Source organism: Microbacterium horticulturae, assembly GCF_029094505.1.
In the GTDB taxonomy this organism is placed as follows: domain Bacteria; phylum Actinomycetota; class Actinomycetes; order Actinomycetales; family Microbacteriaceae; genus Microbacterium; species Microbacterium horticulturae.
The window spans coordinates 1,011,370-1,028,131 of record NZ_CP119108.1 but is presented as its reverse complement, the minus strand read 5'-3'; the positions used below and the strand labels follow the sequence as shown (position 1 = coordinate 1,028,131).

The following is a 16,762-nucleotide window of genomic DNA, read 5'->3' as shown; positions in this document are numbered from 1 at the left end:
ACGACGATAGACACCTCCTCCGACATCCGAAATCTCGCTATCCGTGGGCTATGTTCGACAGTCGGGCGCTCTTCGCGGCATCCCGCTACACGCTGCCGCCCCGCACGTACCACCCCGCATTCGCCCGCACGCACCGCCCGCACGAGAACACCTGACCTCGCGAGATCAGGACGATTCGCCCCCCGATCCACCTGATCTCGCGAAAACACCTGATTCCGCGCGACTGAGATGAGGACGCGACAGTTACGACCACGCGACAGATACGACCACGCGACAGATACGACCACGCGACAGATATGACCACGCGACAGATGTGCGGAGCGGGGATGCCACAAGCTCAGCGACACCGCGACACCGTGACCTCAGCGACCTCAGCGCAGAGCTCGACGCGCGCCCCTCAGCGCGCGGCGCGGGCCGCGGCATCCCCCGCCCGCAGGCCTTCCTCGAAGGCGGCCACCGCGTTCAGGCCCGAGGTGTTCCGCGCGCCGCCGACGACCGTGTGCGGAATGCCGCGGGCCGAGAGCTCCGCGGCGAGCGCGGAGCGCGGCGTCTGCCCCGCCGCAACGATGACCGTGTCGGCTTCAACCAGCTCTTCGACGCCGTCCACCGCGATGCGCACGCCACCGGCTTCCACCGCCCGATACTCGACCCCCGTGAGCGTGCGCACCCCGCGCCGCCGGATCGCCTGCACAGCCGCCCACCGCGTCGTCAGCCCCATGCCGGCGCCGATCGGCCCGTGCCGACGCATGATCGTGACCTGGCGGCGCGGCGGCGGCAGCATCCCGTCCCGCAGACCATGCTCGACCAAGAACGACGAAGCATCCTCACCCTCCACGAGCAGGTGTGCGAGGTCCACGGCGATCCCGCCCGCGCCGATCACCACGACCCGCTCCCCCACGCGCGACAGGTCGGCGAAGGCCTGCGCATAATCGAGCGCCCGCTCGACGCCCGGCAGCTCGACCCGGCGCGGCACGACGCCGGTGGCCACGATCACATGGTCGAACCCCACGACGTCCTCCGGCCCCGCCGCACACCCCGTGCGCACCCCGACGCCCGTCTCGTCGAGCACGTGCGTGAACGATCGGGCGAGGGCGGCGAAATCCCCCTTGCCGGGAACGGCACCCGCCAGCAGGAACTGACCGCCGATCTCGGCAGCCTCTTCGAACAGCGTCACCTGCGCACCGGCGAACGTGGCGGCGCGAGCCGCTTCCATGCCCGCGGGGCCCGCACCGACGACCGCGACGCGACGTGCAGAGGGGCGGGATGCCGCCACCAACGGAAACTCCAGCTCCCGCCCCGCCCGCGGGTTGACCGTGCACGAAACGGGCTCGGTGCCCAGCGACCGGTCGATGCAGGCCTCGTTGCACCCGATGCACAGCGTCACGGCCGCCTCACGGCCGGCGAACGATGCCGCGACGATGTGCGGATCGGCCAGGAACGGCCGCGCCATCGACACGATGTCGGCCTCACCCGCCGTGAGCACCTGCTCGGCCTGCGCGAGCGTGTTGATGCGGTTCGAGGCGATGACGGGCACCGGCGCCGAAGCCAACGCCGCCCGGATCCGCCCCGCAACCGGCGTGAACGCCCCATGCGGCACCATCGACTGCACGGTAGGCACTCGGGCCTCGTGCCAGCCGATGCCCACGTCGATAGCATCGGCACCGGCCCGCACGAGAGCGACCGCCAGCGCGTCGACCTCGTCGGGCGTCGACGACCCCTCGACCAGGTCGGCGCCCGACATGCGCACGATCACCGGCGCATCGCCGACCGCGTCGCGCACGGCGCGGGTCACCGCGACCGGAAAAGCCCGACGCCGCGCGGCATCCCCTCCCCACGCGTCATCGCGCAGGTTCGTCACCGGCGACGCGAACTGGTTGAGAAGGTAGCCCTCCGACGCCATGATCTCGACGCCGTCGAACCCCAGCTCGCGCGCCACGACGGCAGCCCGCGCGAAGTCATCGATCGTCGCGGCGATCCCCCCTTCGTCGAGCGCCGCAGGAGTCGCATCCGAGAACCGGCTGTACACGGCCGACGGCGCCACCGGCGTGAGCCCGAACGCCGCGGGGGACGCGTAGCGCCCCGCATGGAACAGCTGCAGCGCGATGCGTCCGCCGGCGCTGTGCACGGCATCCACCACCGTCCGCCAGGGAGCAGCATGCGCCGGCTCGGTGATGATCCCGTAGCCCGCACCACCGGCGCCCACCCGGCTGACCGCGGCGCCGCCCGTGACGATGAGGGCGGCCCCGCCGGCCGCGCGCTCCGCATAGAACGCGGCGAGCGCGTCGGGGTCGCCGGTCTCACGGTTCAGGTGCATCGACCCCATCACGATGCGGTGCGGCAGCGTCAACGTGCCGATGCGCACCGGCCTGCGCACCGACGGATAGCGCGGCGCCTCCGCCCGCGACGTGGACGGAAGAGGGGTGGATGCCACGGCCCGGTCAGTCCCGCACGGGACGCGGCGGCAGCCCGAGCGGCTCCGTCGTGTCGTGCCAGTACGGGGGCGCGGCCACCGTCATCCCGCCGTCCACGACGATCGTGTGGCCGGTGATGTAGCCGGCGCGATCGGAGAGGAGGAAGTCGATCGCGTTCGCCATGTCTTCGACGGTTCCGGGCCGGCCCAGCGGGATAGCGTCGATGACCTTCTGCATCGGCGCCATTCCCGGCATCGAATAGAAGTAGTCGAGCGAGTCGGAGTCGATCAGGCCTCCGTTCACACCGTTCACCGTGATGCCGTACCCGGCGAACTCGACGGCCATGAACCGGATGAACGACTCGACTGCTGCCTTGTACGAGCCCAGCGCCGCATAGGTTGCGAACGCCCGCATGCTGCCGTAGCTGGAGACGGCGACGATTCGGCCGCCGCGATCCATGAGCTTGACGGCCTCCTGCGCGCCGAGCACGAACGGCCGCACGTTCATCGCGTACGAGCGGTCGAGATGGTGCGTCTTCAGGTCGGCGACCCGCTTGAACGCCGCGGCGGCCGCGTTGTTGACGAAGAAGTCGAGCCGGCCGTACTTCTCGGCCGTCGCGTCGAAGAGGCGCACGATGTCTTCGGGGCTCTCCATGTCGGCCTGCACGGCGATGCCGTCGCCGCCGCGACGCCGCGCCTCGGTCACGACCTGCTCGGCGAGATCGGCGTTCGTGCGGTAGTTGACCACCACCGACGCTCCCTTGCCCGCCAGGTCGAGGGCGAGGGTACGGCCGATGCCGCGCGACGACCCGGTGATCAGCGCGATGCGCCCCTCGTACTCCCCCGCATCTTCGGTCTCGGGCGTGCTCATGCGTTCTCCTTCTGCGCCGCGCGCGTGAACACGTCACGGGCGACCACCGTCTTCTGGATCTCGTTGGTGCCCTCCTCGAAGCGCTGGGCCCGGGCGTCGCGGTACACCCGCTCGATCGGCGACGTCTTCCAGTACCCGATGCCCCCGTGCACCTGCAGCGCCTTGTCGGTCACCCGCGTGAGCATGTCGACCGCGGTCATCTTAGCCATCGACGACAGGGCGGGCGCGTCATCCGCCCCCTCCTCCCACCGTCGCGCCGCGTGCAGGGTGAGCTGCTTGGCGGCCTGGATGTCGGCCTCGTTCTCGGCGATCATGAACGCGACGGCCTGCCGCGACGCGATGGGCTTGCCGAAGGTCACTCGGCCGGTGGCGTAGTCGACGGCAAGCTCCTGCGCCCGCTCGGCCAGGCCCACGCAGCTCATCGCCACCGAGATGCGGCTCGGAGTGAGGAATCCGCCCAGGGCGATGGCGAGCCCGTCGCCCTCTTCTCCCAGGCGCTGCGCGACCGGCACCGGGGTGTCGGTGAAGGTCAGGCTCGCATGGTCGGTGCCGTGCACCCCCATGGTCTGCGAGGTGTCTTCGACCTCGACGCCCGGCGCGTGCCGGTCGACGAGCAGCGCCACGGTGCCCTCCTTGCCGGAGGTGCCTTCGAGCCGCGCGAACAGCAGCCAGTAGTCGCAGTTCACACCGAACGTGATGAGATGCTTGCGGCCGTTCAGCAGATAGGTGTCGCCCTCGCGCCGCACGGTGCTGGTGATGTCGGCGCCGGTGCCGTTGCCCGGCTCGGTGAGGGTGAAAGCGACGAGCAGCTCGCCGGCGATCATCGGCTTCACGAACTTCTCGCGCTGCGCCTCGGTCACGTGCGGGTTGATAGCACGCCAGGTGCCGTTGAGAACGTGCACCAGCATCCGGATCGAGGCGTGCGAGCGTGAGAAGACCTCCATGAGGCCCATCCACTGGCTGAACGCCAGCCCGCGCCCACCGAGGTCGCGGGGCGCCGCCATACTCAGGTAGCCGCGCTGCTTCAGCTCGTCGAACAGCTCACGCGGTACAGTCCCGGTCTCTTCGATCCGCTCCGCCCACTCCTCGCCGGGGTCCTGCACCCACCGGGTGACCTCGTCGAGGACGGCGTCGTATTCAGGCTGTTCTATTCGGCTTCCACGTCCGTCGGTCGTGACCGGGATGCTGGTCATCGAGGGGGCCCTCCTTGTCGGTGTCTGTCAGGGTCTTCAAGCGCTGGGGCTTGAGAGTCGCCGCCTGCTCGCGCAGCAGGAACTTCTGTACCTTGCCGACGGCATTGCGGGGCAGCTCGTCGACGACCTCGAGACGCTCGGGCCAGTAGCTCTTGGAGACCCTGTTCTCATCGAGGTACTGCTGCATCCGGGTGAACGAGAGCCGGTGCCCGGCGGCGAGCACGACGAACGCGCACGCCCGCTCGCCCAGCCGCTCGTCGGGCATCGCCACGATCGCAACATCGTCGACGGCTTCGTGCCGGTAGAGAAGCTGCTCGATCTCCGAGACCGGCACCTTCTCACCGCCGCGGTTGATGACGTCGCGCACACGGCCGGTGATGCGCAGATACCCGTCGTCGTCGATACGGGCGAGGTCGCCCGTGCGGTACCAACCGTCGGCGGCGAACGCCTCGGCGCTCAGATCGGGCCGGTCGAGGTAACCGCGGAACACGGTCGGCCCCGACAGTTCGAAGTTGCCCTCGGCACCGGGCGAGACCGGGCGCCCCTCGTCGTCGACGATCCGCAGCTGCACATCGCGAAGCGCCCGGCCGTCGGTGCCCCAGGCCTTGCCGGCCGGGTCGCCCGGCGTCGACAGCGCGGCAAGCCCCGTCTCGGTGGTGCCGAATGCTCCGCATACCGCGGCGCCCAGCACCCGAGTCGCACGCTCGGCGAGCGCTCGTGGCACCGCCGCGCCGGTGGCGACGAAGATCCGCAGCGCGCGAGGCCGGGGCGCTCCCGCCTCCACCTCGCGAACCAGATCGGTGAGGAACGGCGTGGCGGCCTGCACGAAGGTGCCCTCCCACTCCTCGAGCACTTCGAGTGCGCGGCGTCCGTTCCAGGCCCGCTGCACGATGGCCGGGACTCCGAGCGCCCACGCCAGCCACATACCGTAGAGGAACCCGGTCTGGTGGGCGAGCGGCGACGGGATGTACACGCTGTCGGTCGAGTTCAGCGGCAGCTGCTCGATCTCCATCCACGCCGCTCGGCTCAGGCTCGCATGCGTGTGCAGCACTCCCTTCGGCTCGCCGGAGGTGCCCGAGGTGAACAGCAGCTGTGCGTCGTCGTCCGGCCGCGGCGTGCGCGCGTCGAGCACCGCGCGGTCGGCCTTCGCCCAGGCCGAGGCCCGATGCCACGCGTACCAGCGCACGTCGGGGTTCTCGCACGGCGGCAGCACATGCGCGACCCCGGGGGTCAGATGCATCACCAGCACATCGGTGACGGAGAGGTCGGATGCCGCGGGCCCGGCGAGGATGTCGGCCAGCTCGTGATCGTGCTGCCGTCCGCGGAAGTTGTCGGCGACCACGACGAGCTTCGCCCGCGAGCGCTTCAGCGCGAAGGCGACCTCGCGCTCGCGGAAGATCGGCATGATCGGGCAGATCACCGCCCCGATGCGCGCCGCCGCGGCGGCGATCACGACGAAACCCGCGCAGTTCGGCAGCTGAACGGCGACCCGGTCGCCCGGCTCAACGCCGAGCTCGAGGAAGAGCGCGGCGGCCTTGTCGACGGACTGGTCGAGCTCCGACCAGGTCATCCGTCCGGTGCGGTCGGGCGCGGCATCCACCAGTGCCAGCCCGTACGGACGCTCTTGTGCCCACCGCCGGATCCATTCGGCACCGGTCACCTGCGCGGCCTGGTCCGCCGTGCCCGCGGGCGGACGCCGCCGCGCCGTCGGGCGGGCCGGCCCCTTCTCGATCTGCATGTCGGCGTGCAGCTCGGTCATCGCGTCGAGGAACTGCGGGTACGAGATGCGATAGGCATTCGGAAAGGTGAGCGTCGAGCGCCCGGAGGCGGCCGAGGCCGCCACCGCCAGCGACATGAGCACCCGGTGGTCGTTGAAGGACGACAGGTGCTCCCCCCGCAGACGCGACACGCCGCGCACACGCAGGTCGGTGCCGTCGAAGTCGACGTCGCCGCCCATGGCGTTCAGCTGCAGCATCGAGGTGACCCGGTCCGACTCCTTCAGCCGCACGTGCTCGACGTCGTGGAAGACGCTCTCGCCGTCGGCGACGGCCGCCATCGCCGACAGGATCGGCAGCATGTCGGGCACCAGGCGGCAGTCCACCTCCACCGGCTGCAGCCGCAGGCCGTCATGCTGCACGCGGACGCCGCCGGCCGCGGCATCCACCACCATCGGCAGCCCCATCTCGCGGGCGATCCGCAGGAATTCCGCCTCGGGGTGGTCGACCACCACCGGGTCGATGCTGTCGAGACCGGTCAGCAGCACGTCGGCCGGACGCAGCGCCGCCACCGCCAGACCGAACGCCGCCGAGCCGATGTCGGGCGGCAGCGTCAGGTCGACAGGGTGCGGCGACTGGTCGGGCGCGATGTCGAATCGCCGCCCGTCGGGAGACACCGTCACGTCGAGTCCGAACGTCGTCATCATGCGCACGGTCAGGTCCACGTAGCTGCGCTCGTTGAACGGCCCGTCGACGATCACGGTGGTGTGCGCACGCGCGAACGGCGCGACCAGCAGCAGCGCCGAGATCCACTGCGACAGGGTGCCGGCGATGTGCACGACGCCGCCCGCCGGGCGGCCGTGCCGAATGCGCAGCGGGGGGCAATCGGTGGGGGATGCGGCATCCACCCCCATCTCGCTCAGCGCGCGCAGCAGCGGACCGATCGGACGGCGCTGAAAGTACTTCTGCCCCGTGAGCACGACGTCACGGTCAGCGAGGGCTGCCAGCCCCGTCATGAAGTAGAGCGTCGAGCCGGAGCTGCCCACGCTCACCCGCTCGCGGCGCGGCCGGTATCGCCCGCCGTGGACCACGAAGGTGTCGCCGTCGACCTCGACGTCCACGCCCAGCGCCCGCAGCACCCCGACCGTGTACTGCACGTGCCGGGCGTCGCTGAGCCCGCTGATCCGGCTCGTGCCGGGAGCCAGCGACGCCAGGATCAGAGCGCGATGCGCGTGGTATTTGGAATTCGGAACCTGCACGGCACCGTGCACGCGCGCCGTGCTTCCGACCACTGTCAGATGCATCCCTGCCTCCCTCCGGCCGTGAGCGACCTGGGGGTGGCAACTCACGTCATCGATCCGCCACGTGCGACCCTACTCCCGAGACGGGCCGGCCGCAGGTCGGCGGCAGCCTCACGCGGCGAGCGCCAGATACGGCTCCCAGCGCGGGTCTGCACGGTCGGCGCCGCGGATCGCCCATGAGGGTCCGTGCGGCGGCCGGGGCGCGAAGCGCAGCCGCCACGACATCTCCTGCGGTGTGCGGTCGCCCTTGACGTTGTTGCAGCGCTGACAGCACGCGACGAGGTTCTCCCAGCTGTCGGCCCCACCGCGCGAGCGCGGCTGCACGTGGTCGATCGTCGCCGCGTGCCCGCCGCAGTACGCACAGCGGAAGGCGTCACGGCGCAGCACGCCGCGCCGGGTGACCGGCACGTGGCCGGGGTGGGGCAGGTGCACGTAGCGGGTCAGGATGATCACCGCGGGTCTGTCGAACGCGCCGCCGGCGGCGAGCACGGGGCTCTCCTCGACGCGCTCGATGATCGTGGCCTTGTCGTTCATCACCAGGACCAGGGCCCGGCGAAACGACACGACAGCCAGCGGTTCGTATCCTGCGTTCAGCACCAGTGTGCGCATCCGTCATCCTCACGATCGGTCCGAAACGGCTTTCCGGACGGTCGGTTGCAAAGACGCGTCGCCCCTGTGCAGGGATGAAAAAAGCGCCGTCTACAGACGGCGCCCGTGCGCCGCACACAGGGTGCGGCATCCGTTCTCATGATGCCGGAGAACGAAGAGCCCGAGCGCATCCATGGTGCGGATGCGGGGTGTGCTCACGTCCATCGGCGTCCCTTTCACGTGGATCTCGGCGTCTGCGAACAGGGTAGTCCCGACACAGCGCCGCCGGACCCGTTTGGATCCGGCGGCGTGTCGATGAGGGGTGGGATGCCTCAGCTGGCGTTCGCCTTGAGCCAGGCCAGGGGGTCGACCTTGGTGCCGTTGATGGCCACCTCGAAGTGGAGGTGATTGGCCGTCGAGCGCCCCGTGCTGCCCACGAGGCCGATGACCTGACCGACCTTGACCTTCTGTCCGGCGACGACCTGACGGCTGCCGTAGCGCATGTGACCGTAGAGCGTGTTGACCTTCTTGCCGCCGATCACCGAGTCGATCGAGATCGCGACGCCGTAACCGTAGTAGCCCTCGCTGGAGACCTTCACGGTTCCGGACGCTGCCGCGAAGATCGGGGTGCCGCCCGCGGTGAGCAGGTCGACGCCCTGGTGTTCGCCGCCGCGCGCCATGAAGCCGTCGCCGATGTGGTCGATCTTGGCCAGCGGCCAGCGGACGTCGCCGCTGCCCGGGCCGGTGACGCTCAGATCGACGCTCTGCGAGGTGTACGAGGCGGTGCGGGCTGCTTCTTTGGCACGGGCGGCGGCGGCTTCGGCCGCCTGCTTCTTCTCGATCTCAGCCTCGGTCGTGGCCGAATAGCTGCTGCGATCGAGCTCGGAGGCCCCGTGCTCATGCTCGGAGGCCACCACGAGCGACTGGGCGTCGGCGTTGGCGAGCTGCTGCACCGTACGGGTCTCGGGCGTGGACTGAGCGGCCGCGAATGCGGGGATGGCGACCGAGCCGACGAGCGCGGCGATCACGCCGACGACCGCGACGCGACGACCGGGCGATCGGCGATTCTTCACCGCCGCGGCGCGACGAGTCGCGCGATTGTCTGGTGCTGCAGGGGCGGCGACGCGCAGGCTGCGTCGTGAGCGCGCGACCGCCGTGGTCTTCTCGTGCTGATTCTCGTCCGCTGACGAGTCGTGCTGCTGGGCCAAGAACTGTCCTCCGTGCCTCTGCACACGGTCGGGACCGCAGGCAGGCTCGTCTGGGTGGGCACGTCTGTCGGGACTTCCGTGCAATGTGACCGCCGAGACGACGAGCCGGTGAGGCTGATCTCTGCGGACATCCGTCGACCGGCTTCTTGCCGACGGACCGTTCGAGGCTATCGGAAGATAACGAATAAGTCACGCACGACGACTGGCAAGGTGCCCACAATCACGCGGCGTCGTCGACGAGGAAGATGTGCGACGCCACCTCGACGGGCAGTTCGAGCCCGTCGTCGTTGCCGTCCATCTGTACGAGGACGTAGCCCTCGCTGTACTGGTACTCCCCCGTGGCGCCAGGCACCACACCGGCCTCACGCAGCTGGTCGAGCAGCTCGGGGTCGACCTGCGCCGGCTCGGCAAGGCGCCGCACGGTGCCGCGCAGCGGACCGCCGTCGGCATCCAGCTTGCGCACAAGACCCACCACACCCTGCTCGAACTCGATCGATGGCACGCCGCCGATCTGGTCGAGTCCGGGGATCGGGTTGCCGTATGGCGATTCCGTCGGATGACCGAGAAGGTCGACGAGGCGTCGCTCGACCTGCTCGCTCATCACGTGCTCCCAGCGGCAGGCCTCTTCGTGCACGTACGCCCAGTCGAGGCCGATCACGTCCGACAGCAGGCGCTCGGCAAGGCGGTGCTTGCGCATCACGTCGACGGCCTTCGAACGGCCGGAGTCGGTCAGCTCGAGATGACGGTCATCGGCGACGACCACGAGGCCGTCGCGCTCCATACGCCCCACGGTCTGCGACACAGTCGGGCCGGAGTGCCCCAGGCGCTCGGAGATGCGCGCACGCAGCGGCACGATGTTCTCTTCCTCGAGCTCGAGGATCGTACGCAGATACATCTCCGTGGTGTCGATGAGGTCTACCATCGTCTCCCCTCCGCGTGGACGTCGAAACACCAGCCTACCGGGCAGGCGAGTGCCGTCGCGCTGCGTCACACGGCCGGGGAGCGCACACCCGCCGCCGTAGACTCGGTGCATGGCCCACGTCTCTCTTCCCGCTGAACTCCTGCCCACCGACGGCCGCTTCGGATGCGGTCCTTCGAAGGTGCGGCCTGAGCAGGTGCTGGCGCTCGCCGGCCCGGGCGCGACGATTCTGGGCACCTCGCACCGCCAGGCGCCGGTGAAGAACCTCGTGGGCAGTGTGCGCGAGGGGCTCGCCGAGCTGTTCCGCCTGCCCGACGGGTACGAGATCATCCTCGCCAACGGCGGGTCGACCGCCTTCTGGGACGCCGCCGCGTTCGGCCTCATCGAGCGCCGCGCGCAGAACCTGCAGTTCGGTGAGTTCGGCGGCAAGTTCGCGAAGGCGGCCGCCGCCCCCTGGCTCGAGGCGCCCGACGTGCGCAAGGCCGAGCCGGGCACCCGCGCCGCGTTCGAGCCGATTGCGGGTGTCGACGTGTACGGCGGCCCGCACAACGAGACCTCGACCGGTGTGGCCGCTCCCATCGAGCGCGTGCACGGCGACGAGGGCGCACTGACGGTCATCGACGCGACGAGCGCGGCCGGCGGCATCGACTTCGACGTGACCCAGACCGATGTGTACTACTTCGCGCCGCAGAAGAACTTCGCGTCGGACGGCGGCCTGTGGTTCGCGGCCGTCTCCCCCGCTGCGATCGAGCGCATCGAGCGGATCGCGGCGTCCGACCGGTACATCCCCGCGTTCCTCGATCTGAAGACCGCCGTCGATCAGTCGCGATTGAACCAGACCCTGAACACTCCCGCCGTCTCGACGCTGCTGCTGATGGACGAGCAGGTGCGCTGGATCAACGGCAACGGCGGGCTCGCCTGGGCCGGCGCCCGCACCAAGGAGTCGTCCGACATCCTGTACACGTGGGCCGAGGCGACGTCGTACACGACGCCGTTCGCCACCGATCCGGCCGACCGCTCCCCCGTGGTCGTCACGATCGACTTCGACGACACGGTCGACGCCGCTGCGGTCGCGTCCTCGTTGCGCGCCAACGGTGTGGTCGACACCGAGCCGTATCGCAAGCTGGGCCGCAACCAGCTGCGCATCGCCACGTTCGTGGCCATCGAGCCCGACGATGTGCGCAAGCTGACGCAGTGCATCGACTACACGGTGGAGCACCTGGCGCAGTAGCGCCGGGGCTTCCCGCCCTCGTCGGTTCCCCGGCCCGCCGGGCTGCGCCGCCCCGTCGGGCTCTCCGGCCCGTTGGGCTGCGCGACAGCGTGGCGTCGGCGCGCTCACACCCCTTCGCCCACGCCGAATTCATATGAATTTGTCCTGTGCACATCAACCCGCCGCCAGTTCGATGTGCATGGGACGGATTCATATGATTCCGCCGGAATGGGCGAGAGGTCAGTCCTCGTCGGACTCGCGCGCGTCGTCGGTGGGTTCCTCGGACTCCTCGGAGTCGTCGAGCTCGTCGTCTGCGTCATCGTCGGACTCGTCGAACTCATCATCTTCGTCATCGTCGAGCTCGTCGTCGGCCGACTCGTCGAGCTCATCGATGTCGACGCCGTCCACGTCGCCCGCGTGCAGAATCGGCGAGCCGTCCTCGTCGAAGTCGGCCGCGTCGAGGTCGTCGACATCGTCGAGGTCGTCCTCGTCGTCGAGGTCTTGGTCGTCGAGATCGTCCTGGTCGAGCTCGTCGTCATCGCCCTCGTCGTCGACATCGTGGTCGGATGCCTCGTCCGCCGCCTCCGCGGCAGCCAGCTGCTGCGCCTGGTACTCGGCCAGACGCACCGCCCACGGCACCCATTCGGGCGCCAGCAACGCGTCATCGCCCGGCAGCAGTTCCACCTCGAGCACGGTGGGCTCGGCGCCTTCGACCACGGCGACGCTGACGGTCCAGAACCAGCCCGGGTAGCCGAGCATCAGGTTCGCGAAGCGCAGTGACACCACGCCGTCGGCCTCGACGGTGTATCCCGCCGGGTCTCCGACGGTCGCCGGGCTCGTCACCTCATGCAGCGCGGCCCGCGCGATGTCGTGCGCGGCCAGCAACCGCTCGTCGGGAACGTCCACCGCAGACGTCGTCTCCTCCGCCGCAGGCGCAGCCTCCTTGGCGGGCGCCGTCGCCTCCTCGGCAGGCACAGCGGCGGGCGCAGCAGCGCCCTCGACGACCGGCTGGTCGGCTGCCACGGGCGTCTCCGGATTCTCAGGCGTCGAAGTCATCAGCCACCTTGCGCAGCAGCGCAGCGATCTTGCGGGACTGTCCGCTCGAGGGGTACCGCCCGCGGCGCAGGTCGCCGCCGATCCCGTCGAGCAGCTTGACGAGGTCCTCCACGATGACCGCCATGTCGTCGGCGGGCTTGCGCGAGCGCTTCGCCAGGCTCACCGGCGCTTCGAGCACACGCACCGACAGTGCCTGCGGTCCGCGACGCCCGTCGGCGATGCCGAACTCGACACGGCTGCCCGTCTTCACGACGGCCTCCGCGGGCAGGGCGGTGGCGTGCAGGAAGACATCCTGACCGTCGTCGGAGGAGATGAAGCCGAAGCCCTTCTCCTCGTCGTAGAACCTGACCTTGCCGGTGGGCATGAGTACCTCGCACGAACACGTGTGCGCCGACGGGCGGCGCACGAACTCAGTGGAATGAAAAAGACCCGCAGGTCCTGCCTCCAAGACTACGGCACGGCGGGCGGCGAGTAGGCTGAAACGGATGAGCGCGCCCACACCGACCGGCGATGTCCCGGTCCGCCGGCTCGACCGGATCCTGTCCTTCACCGCCCTTGGCCTGCTGGTGCTGTCCGTGCTGTGCTTCTTGGCCATCATCATCGGGTCGGCGATGCACGCGCAGTTCGACCAGGGCGCCTGGCCGGTGATCGGCATCGCCGTCTACGTCGGCCCGATCGTGGCGTTCCTGCTGATCATCGCCGTCGTCATCATGAGCTTCGTGCGAAGGGCGCGGGCGAACAAGGCGCGCTGAGCACGTGGCCGACACCTCCGACGAACGCGCGCTCGCGACGCAGCTGGCCGAGCTCGGGCCTGGCCGGCTCGCGCGGCTGCTGTACGCGCGCGGCGTTTCGGCGTCGGTGAGCTGGAAGGACTGCTTCGACGCGGCAGAAGGACTGCTGGATGCCGCATCCATCGATCGTGCACTCACCCGTCTCGACCGCGCGGCCGTGCAGACGCTGGATGCCGCTGCCGACGCCTCGGTCGCAGAGGAGGCTCGTGCACCCCTGGATGCCTTCGCGCTGCTGCGGCCCGACGGCCGCCCCTACGGCATCGTGACCGCGCGACTGCGCGAGCTCCTGCCCGACGCGATGGCGGTGCAGCCAGCGGCGGCCGACCCGGCGGTGGCCGACGCGCGTGCCGCAGCAACGGTCGCCGAACGGGCGGCCGCCGCCGTCCGCACCCTGACCGACATCGTCGCGCTGAACCGCGACCAGCCGCTGACCGTGACCGGCGCCGGCGCCATCACGGCGGTCGATCGCCGACGGCTCATCGACGCACACATCGTTCCGACCGCGACCGAGCTCGACGATCTGCTCGCCCTCGCCGCCGATGCCGGGCTGCTCGTGCTGGTCGGCCGCGAGTGGCTCGTCACCGACGCGGGCGATGCGTGGCTGCCGGGGGACCTCGTCACGCGCTGGGCGCACGTGGCGACGGCGTGGCGCGACACCCTCCCGGCCGCGCTGCGCACCGACGACGGCGGATACCACGCGCCCGAGACATGGGCCGCGCAGGTGCCGCTCGATACAGATTGGCCGAACAGGGCCGAGCACCTTCTGCGCCGCGCGGAACGCTGGGGGCTCTACGACCGCGGCGGCGCCGAGCCCGGCTGGACGACCCCACTGCGGGCGGGTGGATTTCCCGAGACCGCGGTACTGGCCCCCCTGGTTCCCGGGGAGATCGACAAGATCTACCTGCAGGCCGATCTCAGCGCCATCGCGCCCGGTCCGCTCCGCTCCGGGCTCGACCTGCGGCTGCGCACCATGGCCGTGCGCGAATCGGTCGCCCAGGCGTCCACGTACCGCTTCAGCGCCGACTCGCTCGCCGCCGCGATCGCGGGCGGCGAAGACGCGGCATCCATCCGCGTCTTCCTGTCCGAGCTGTCGCTGACCGGCATTCCGCAGCCGCTGGAGTACCTCATCGATCAAGCCGAGGCCCGCCACGGGCTGATCCGAGTGGGGATGGATGCCGCGGGTCGCACGCGCGTCACCGGCGCCGAACCGCGGCTCGTGCAGACTCTGGCCGTCGACCAGGCGCTGCGATCGATCGGGCTGGTCCCGGACGGGCCCGACGCTCTCACCTCGCGGGTCTCGCGCGACGCCGTGTTCTGGACGCTCGCCGACGCACGTTACCCGGTGATCGCCGTCGATGAGAACGGGATGCCGCAGCCGCTGCGTCGCCGCAGGGCGCCGGTGGCGGCATCCACCCGCCCCGACCCCGCGGCGGCGCTGCTGCCCGTCGCCGAAGATCTCATCGCGCACTCCGGCGGTGACGCCGACCGCGCGTGGCTGCAGCGCGAGCTCGACCACGCCGTGCGCTCGCGCAGCGAGATCGTCGTGACCGTGCGCCTGCCCGACGGCGCCGAACGCGCCTTCACGATCGAAGCCAGCGGTCTGGGCGGCGGGCGCCTGCGCGGCCGCGACCGGGGTGCCGACGTCGAGCGCACACTGCCGGTGTCGAGCATCGTGGCGGTGCGACCGCGCTGAGTCTCGGTCGCTGCACGAGCGCGCGCAAGAATCGGGCGGCCTGCCCTCGCCACGCCGACCCACAAGCGTGCGCGGTAGACTTGTCCCTTATGTCTGACGGCCCCCTCATCGTCCAAAGCGACCGCACGGTGCTGCTCGAGGTGGCGCATCCCGACGCCGAGACCGCCCGCCACGAGCTCGCGATCTTCGCCGAGCTCGAGCGCGCGCCCGAGCACATCCACACGTACCGCATCACGCGGCTCGGCCTGTGGAACGCACGCGCGGCCGGTCACGAGGCCGACGACATGCTTGCCACCCTCGACCGCTGGTCGAAGTTCCCGGTGCCGCCGTCGGTGTCGATCGACATACGCGAGACGGTGGGCCGCTACGGACGCCTGGTGATCGAACGCGACGACGAGGGCACGCTGGTGCTGCGGTCGACGGATGCCGCGGTCCTGGCCGAGGTCACCAAGAACAAGCGCATCCAGCCGTTGCTGATCGGCCATCCCTCCCCCGAGACGTATGTCATCGACGCGTGGGCGCGGGGTCAGATCAAGCAGGAGCTGCTGAAGATCGGCTGGCCCGCCGAAGACCTCGCCGGCTACACGCCGGGCACGCCGCACGCCATCGACCTCGTCGAGAGCGGCTGGAGCCTGCGCGCGTACCAGCACACCGCGGTGGACAAGTTCACCGAGGGCGGCTCGGGCGTCGTCGTGCTCCCCTGCGGGGCCGGAAAGACGCTCGTCGGGGCCGGCGCCATGGCCGAGACGAAGACCACGACGCTCATCCTCGTGACGAACACGGTCAGCGCCCGGCAGTGGCGCGACGAGCTGCTCAAGCGCACGACGCTGACCGAGGAGGAGATCGGCGAGTACTCCGGCCAGGTCAAGGAGGTCAAGCCGGTCACCATTGCGACCTACCAGATCCTCACTGCGAAGCGGAAGGGCCAGTACGCCCACCTCGCCCTGCTCGATGCACTGGACTGGGGGCTCATCGTCTACGACGAGGTCCACCTGCTGCCCGCACCGGTGTTCAAGCTCACCGCCGATCTGCAGGCCCGGCGCCGGCTGGGTCTGACCGCGACGCTCGTGCGCGAGGACGGCCGCGAGGGCGACGTGTTCAGCCTCATCGGCCCCAAGCGGTTCGATGCGCCGTGGAAGGAGATCGAATCGCAGGGCTTCATCTCCCCCGCCGTCTGCTACGAAGTGCGCGTAGATCTGCCCGAGGGCGACCGGCTCGAATACGCGGCATCCGCGGATGAGGACCGCTACCGGCTGGCGGCGACGGCGCCGGCCAAGATCGGCGTGGTGCGCGACCTCGTCGCCAAGCACCGCGGCGAGCGCATCCTCGTCATCGGCCAGTACCTCGACCAGATCGACACCCTCGCCGAGGCGCTGGAGGCACCCAAGATCACCGGGCAGACTCCGGTCGACGAGCGGGAAGAGCTGTATCAGGCGTTCCGCGAGGGCACGATCGATCTGCTCGTGGTGTCGAAGGTCGCGAACTTCTCGATCGACCTGCCCGAGGCATCCGTCGCCATCCAGGTGTCGGGCTCGTTCGGTTCACGGCAAGAAGAGGCGCAGCGCCTCGGTCGCCTGCTGCGCCCCAAGGAGTCGGGTCACACGGCGAGCTTCTACACGCTCATCGCACGCGACACCGTGGACCAGGACTTCGCGCAGAACCGCCAGCGGTTCCTCGCCGAGCAGGGCTACAGCTACACGATCCTCGACGCCGACGCCCTCGAGGCCGCCTGACCGCGCCCGCCTCGCCCCCTCTTCCCGCGAGGTCGTACCGGATCTCCCGAGGTCGTACCTGATCTCGCGAGGTC

Annotated in this window: 13 protein-coding genes; 4 read left to right on the top strand and 9 right to left on the bottom strand. The window is 70.2% G+C overall.

From position 1 onward, the window contains the following. Nucleotides 1–397: 397 nt before the first annotated feature. The 7 genes from PU630_RS04785 to PU630_RS04755 all read right to left on the bottom strand — a co-directional run bounded on the left by PU630_RS04785 (nucleotide 398) and on the right by PU630_RS04755 (nucleotide 10,208). Nucleotides 398–2,431, bottom strand: a complete 2,034-nt coding sequence (locus tag PU630_RS04785) for an oxidoreductase (protein ID WP_275279222.1) — start codon at nucleotides 2,429–2,431, stop codon at nucleotides 398–400. Nucleotides 2,432–2,438: 7 nt separating this feature from the next. Beyond that, entirely contained in the window at nucleotides 2,439–3,281 is an 843-nt protein-coding gene (locus PU630_RS04780; protein WP_275279221.1) for an SDR family oxidoreductase, read from the bottom strand. Beyond that, entirely contained in the window at nucleotides 3,278–4,474 is a 1,197-nt protein-coding gene (locus PU630_RS04775; RefSeq protein ID WP_275279220.1) for an acyl-CoA dehydrogenase family protein, read from the bottom strand. Before PU630_RS04775 ends, PU630_RS04780 begins: the two co-directional genes overlap by 4 nt. After that, nucleotides 4,419–7,493 carry a 3-phosphoshikimate 1-carboxyvinyltransferase gene (gene aroA, locus PU630_RS04770; RefSeq protein WP_275279219.1) on the bottom strand — a complete coding sequence of 1,025 codons (3,075 nt, stop codon included), beginning with the start codon at nucleotides 7,491–7,493 and terminating at the stop codon, nucleotides 4,419–4,421. The genes PU630_RS04775 and aroA overlap by 56 nt, the downstream gene beginning before the upstream one ends. Before the next feature lie 108 nt (nucleotides 7,494–7,601). After that, nucleotides 7,602–8,099 (bottom strand): HNH endonuclease, encoded by a 498-nt coding sequence (locus PU630_RS04765; protein ID WP_275279218.1) that lies wholly within the window; start codon nucleotides 8,097–8,099, stop codon nucleotides 7,602–7,604. Between the two features lie 311 nt (nucleotides 8,100–8,410). Next, nucleotides 8,411–9,286 carry a M23 family metallopeptidase gene (locus tag PU630_RS04760; protein ID WP_275279217.1) on the bottom strand — a complete coding sequence of 292 codons (876 nt, stop codon included), beginning with the start codon at nucleotides 9,284–9,286 and terminating at the stop codon, nucleotides 8,411–8,413. Between the two features lie 220 nt (nucleotides 9,287–9,506). Next, nucleotides 9,507–10,208, bottom strand: coding sequence for an iron-dependent transcriptional repressor DtxR (locus PU630_RS04755; RefSeq protein ID WP_275279216.1), 702 nt, complete (start codon nucleotides 10,206–10,208; stop codon nucleotides 9,507–9,509). Nucleotides 10,209–10,317: 109 nt separating this feature from the next. Here PU630_RS04755 and serC point away from each other — a divergent pair, with 109 nt between their 5' ends. Further along, nucleotides 10,318–11,436: a phosphoserine transaminase gene (gene serC, locus PU630_RS04750; RefSeq protein ID WP_275279215.1), complete on the top strand. Its 1,119-nt coding sequence runs from the start codon at nucleotides 10,318–10,320 to the stop codon at nucleotides 11,434–11,436. 219 nt (nucleotides 11,437–11,655) lie between these two features. Here the strand turns inward: serC and PU630_RS04745 are convergent, their stop codons facing one another. Together PU630_RS04745 and PU630_RS04740 are read right to left on the bottom strand one after the other, a co-directional pair. Then, nucleotides 11,656–12,471, bottom strand: coding sequence for a DUF3027 domain-containing protein (locus PU630_RS04745; RefSeq protein ID WP_343075854.1), 816 nt, complete (start codon nucleotides 12,469–12,471; stop codon nucleotides 11,656–11,658). After that, nucleotides 12,455–12,835, bottom strand: coding sequence for a cold-shock protein (locus PU630_RS04740; RefSeq protein ID WP_275279214.1), 381 nt, complete (start codon nucleotides 12,833–12,835; stop codon nucleotides 12,455–12,457). Before PU630_RS04740 ends, PU630_RS04745 begins: the two co-directional genes overlap by 17 nt. A 121-nt stretch (nucleotides 12,836–12,956) precedes the next feature. Between PU630_RS04740 and PU630_RS04735 the strand changes: the two genes are divergently transcribed. The 3 genes from PU630_RS04735 to PU630_RS04725 all read left to right on the top strand — a co-directional run bounded on the left by PU630_RS04735 (nucleotide 12,957) and on the right by PU630_RS04725 (nucleotide 16,688). Beyond that, nucleotides 12,957–13,223, top strand: a complete 267-nt coding sequence (locus tag PU630_RS04735; protein ID WP_275279213.1) for a multidrug ABC transporter ATPase — start codon at nucleotides 12,957–12,959, stop codon at nucleotides 13,221–13,223. Between the two features lie 4 nt (nucleotides 13,224–13,227). Beyond that, nucleotides 13,228–14,955 (top strand): helicase-associated domain-containing protein, encoded by a 1,728-nt coding sequence (locus PU630_RS04730; protein WP_275279212.1) that lies wholly within the window; start codon nucleotides 13,228–13,230, stop codon nucleotides 14,953–14,955. Nucleotides 14,956–15,044: 89 nt separating this feature from the next. After that, the gene (locus tag PU630_RS04725) at nucleotides 15,045–16,688 is read left to right on the top strand and encodes a DNA repair helicase XPB (protein WP_275279211.1); all 1,644 of its coding nucleotides are present in this window, start codon (nucleotides 15,045–15,047) and stop codon (nucleotides 16,686–16,688) included. Nucleotides 16,689–16,762 lie beyond the last annotated feature (74 nt).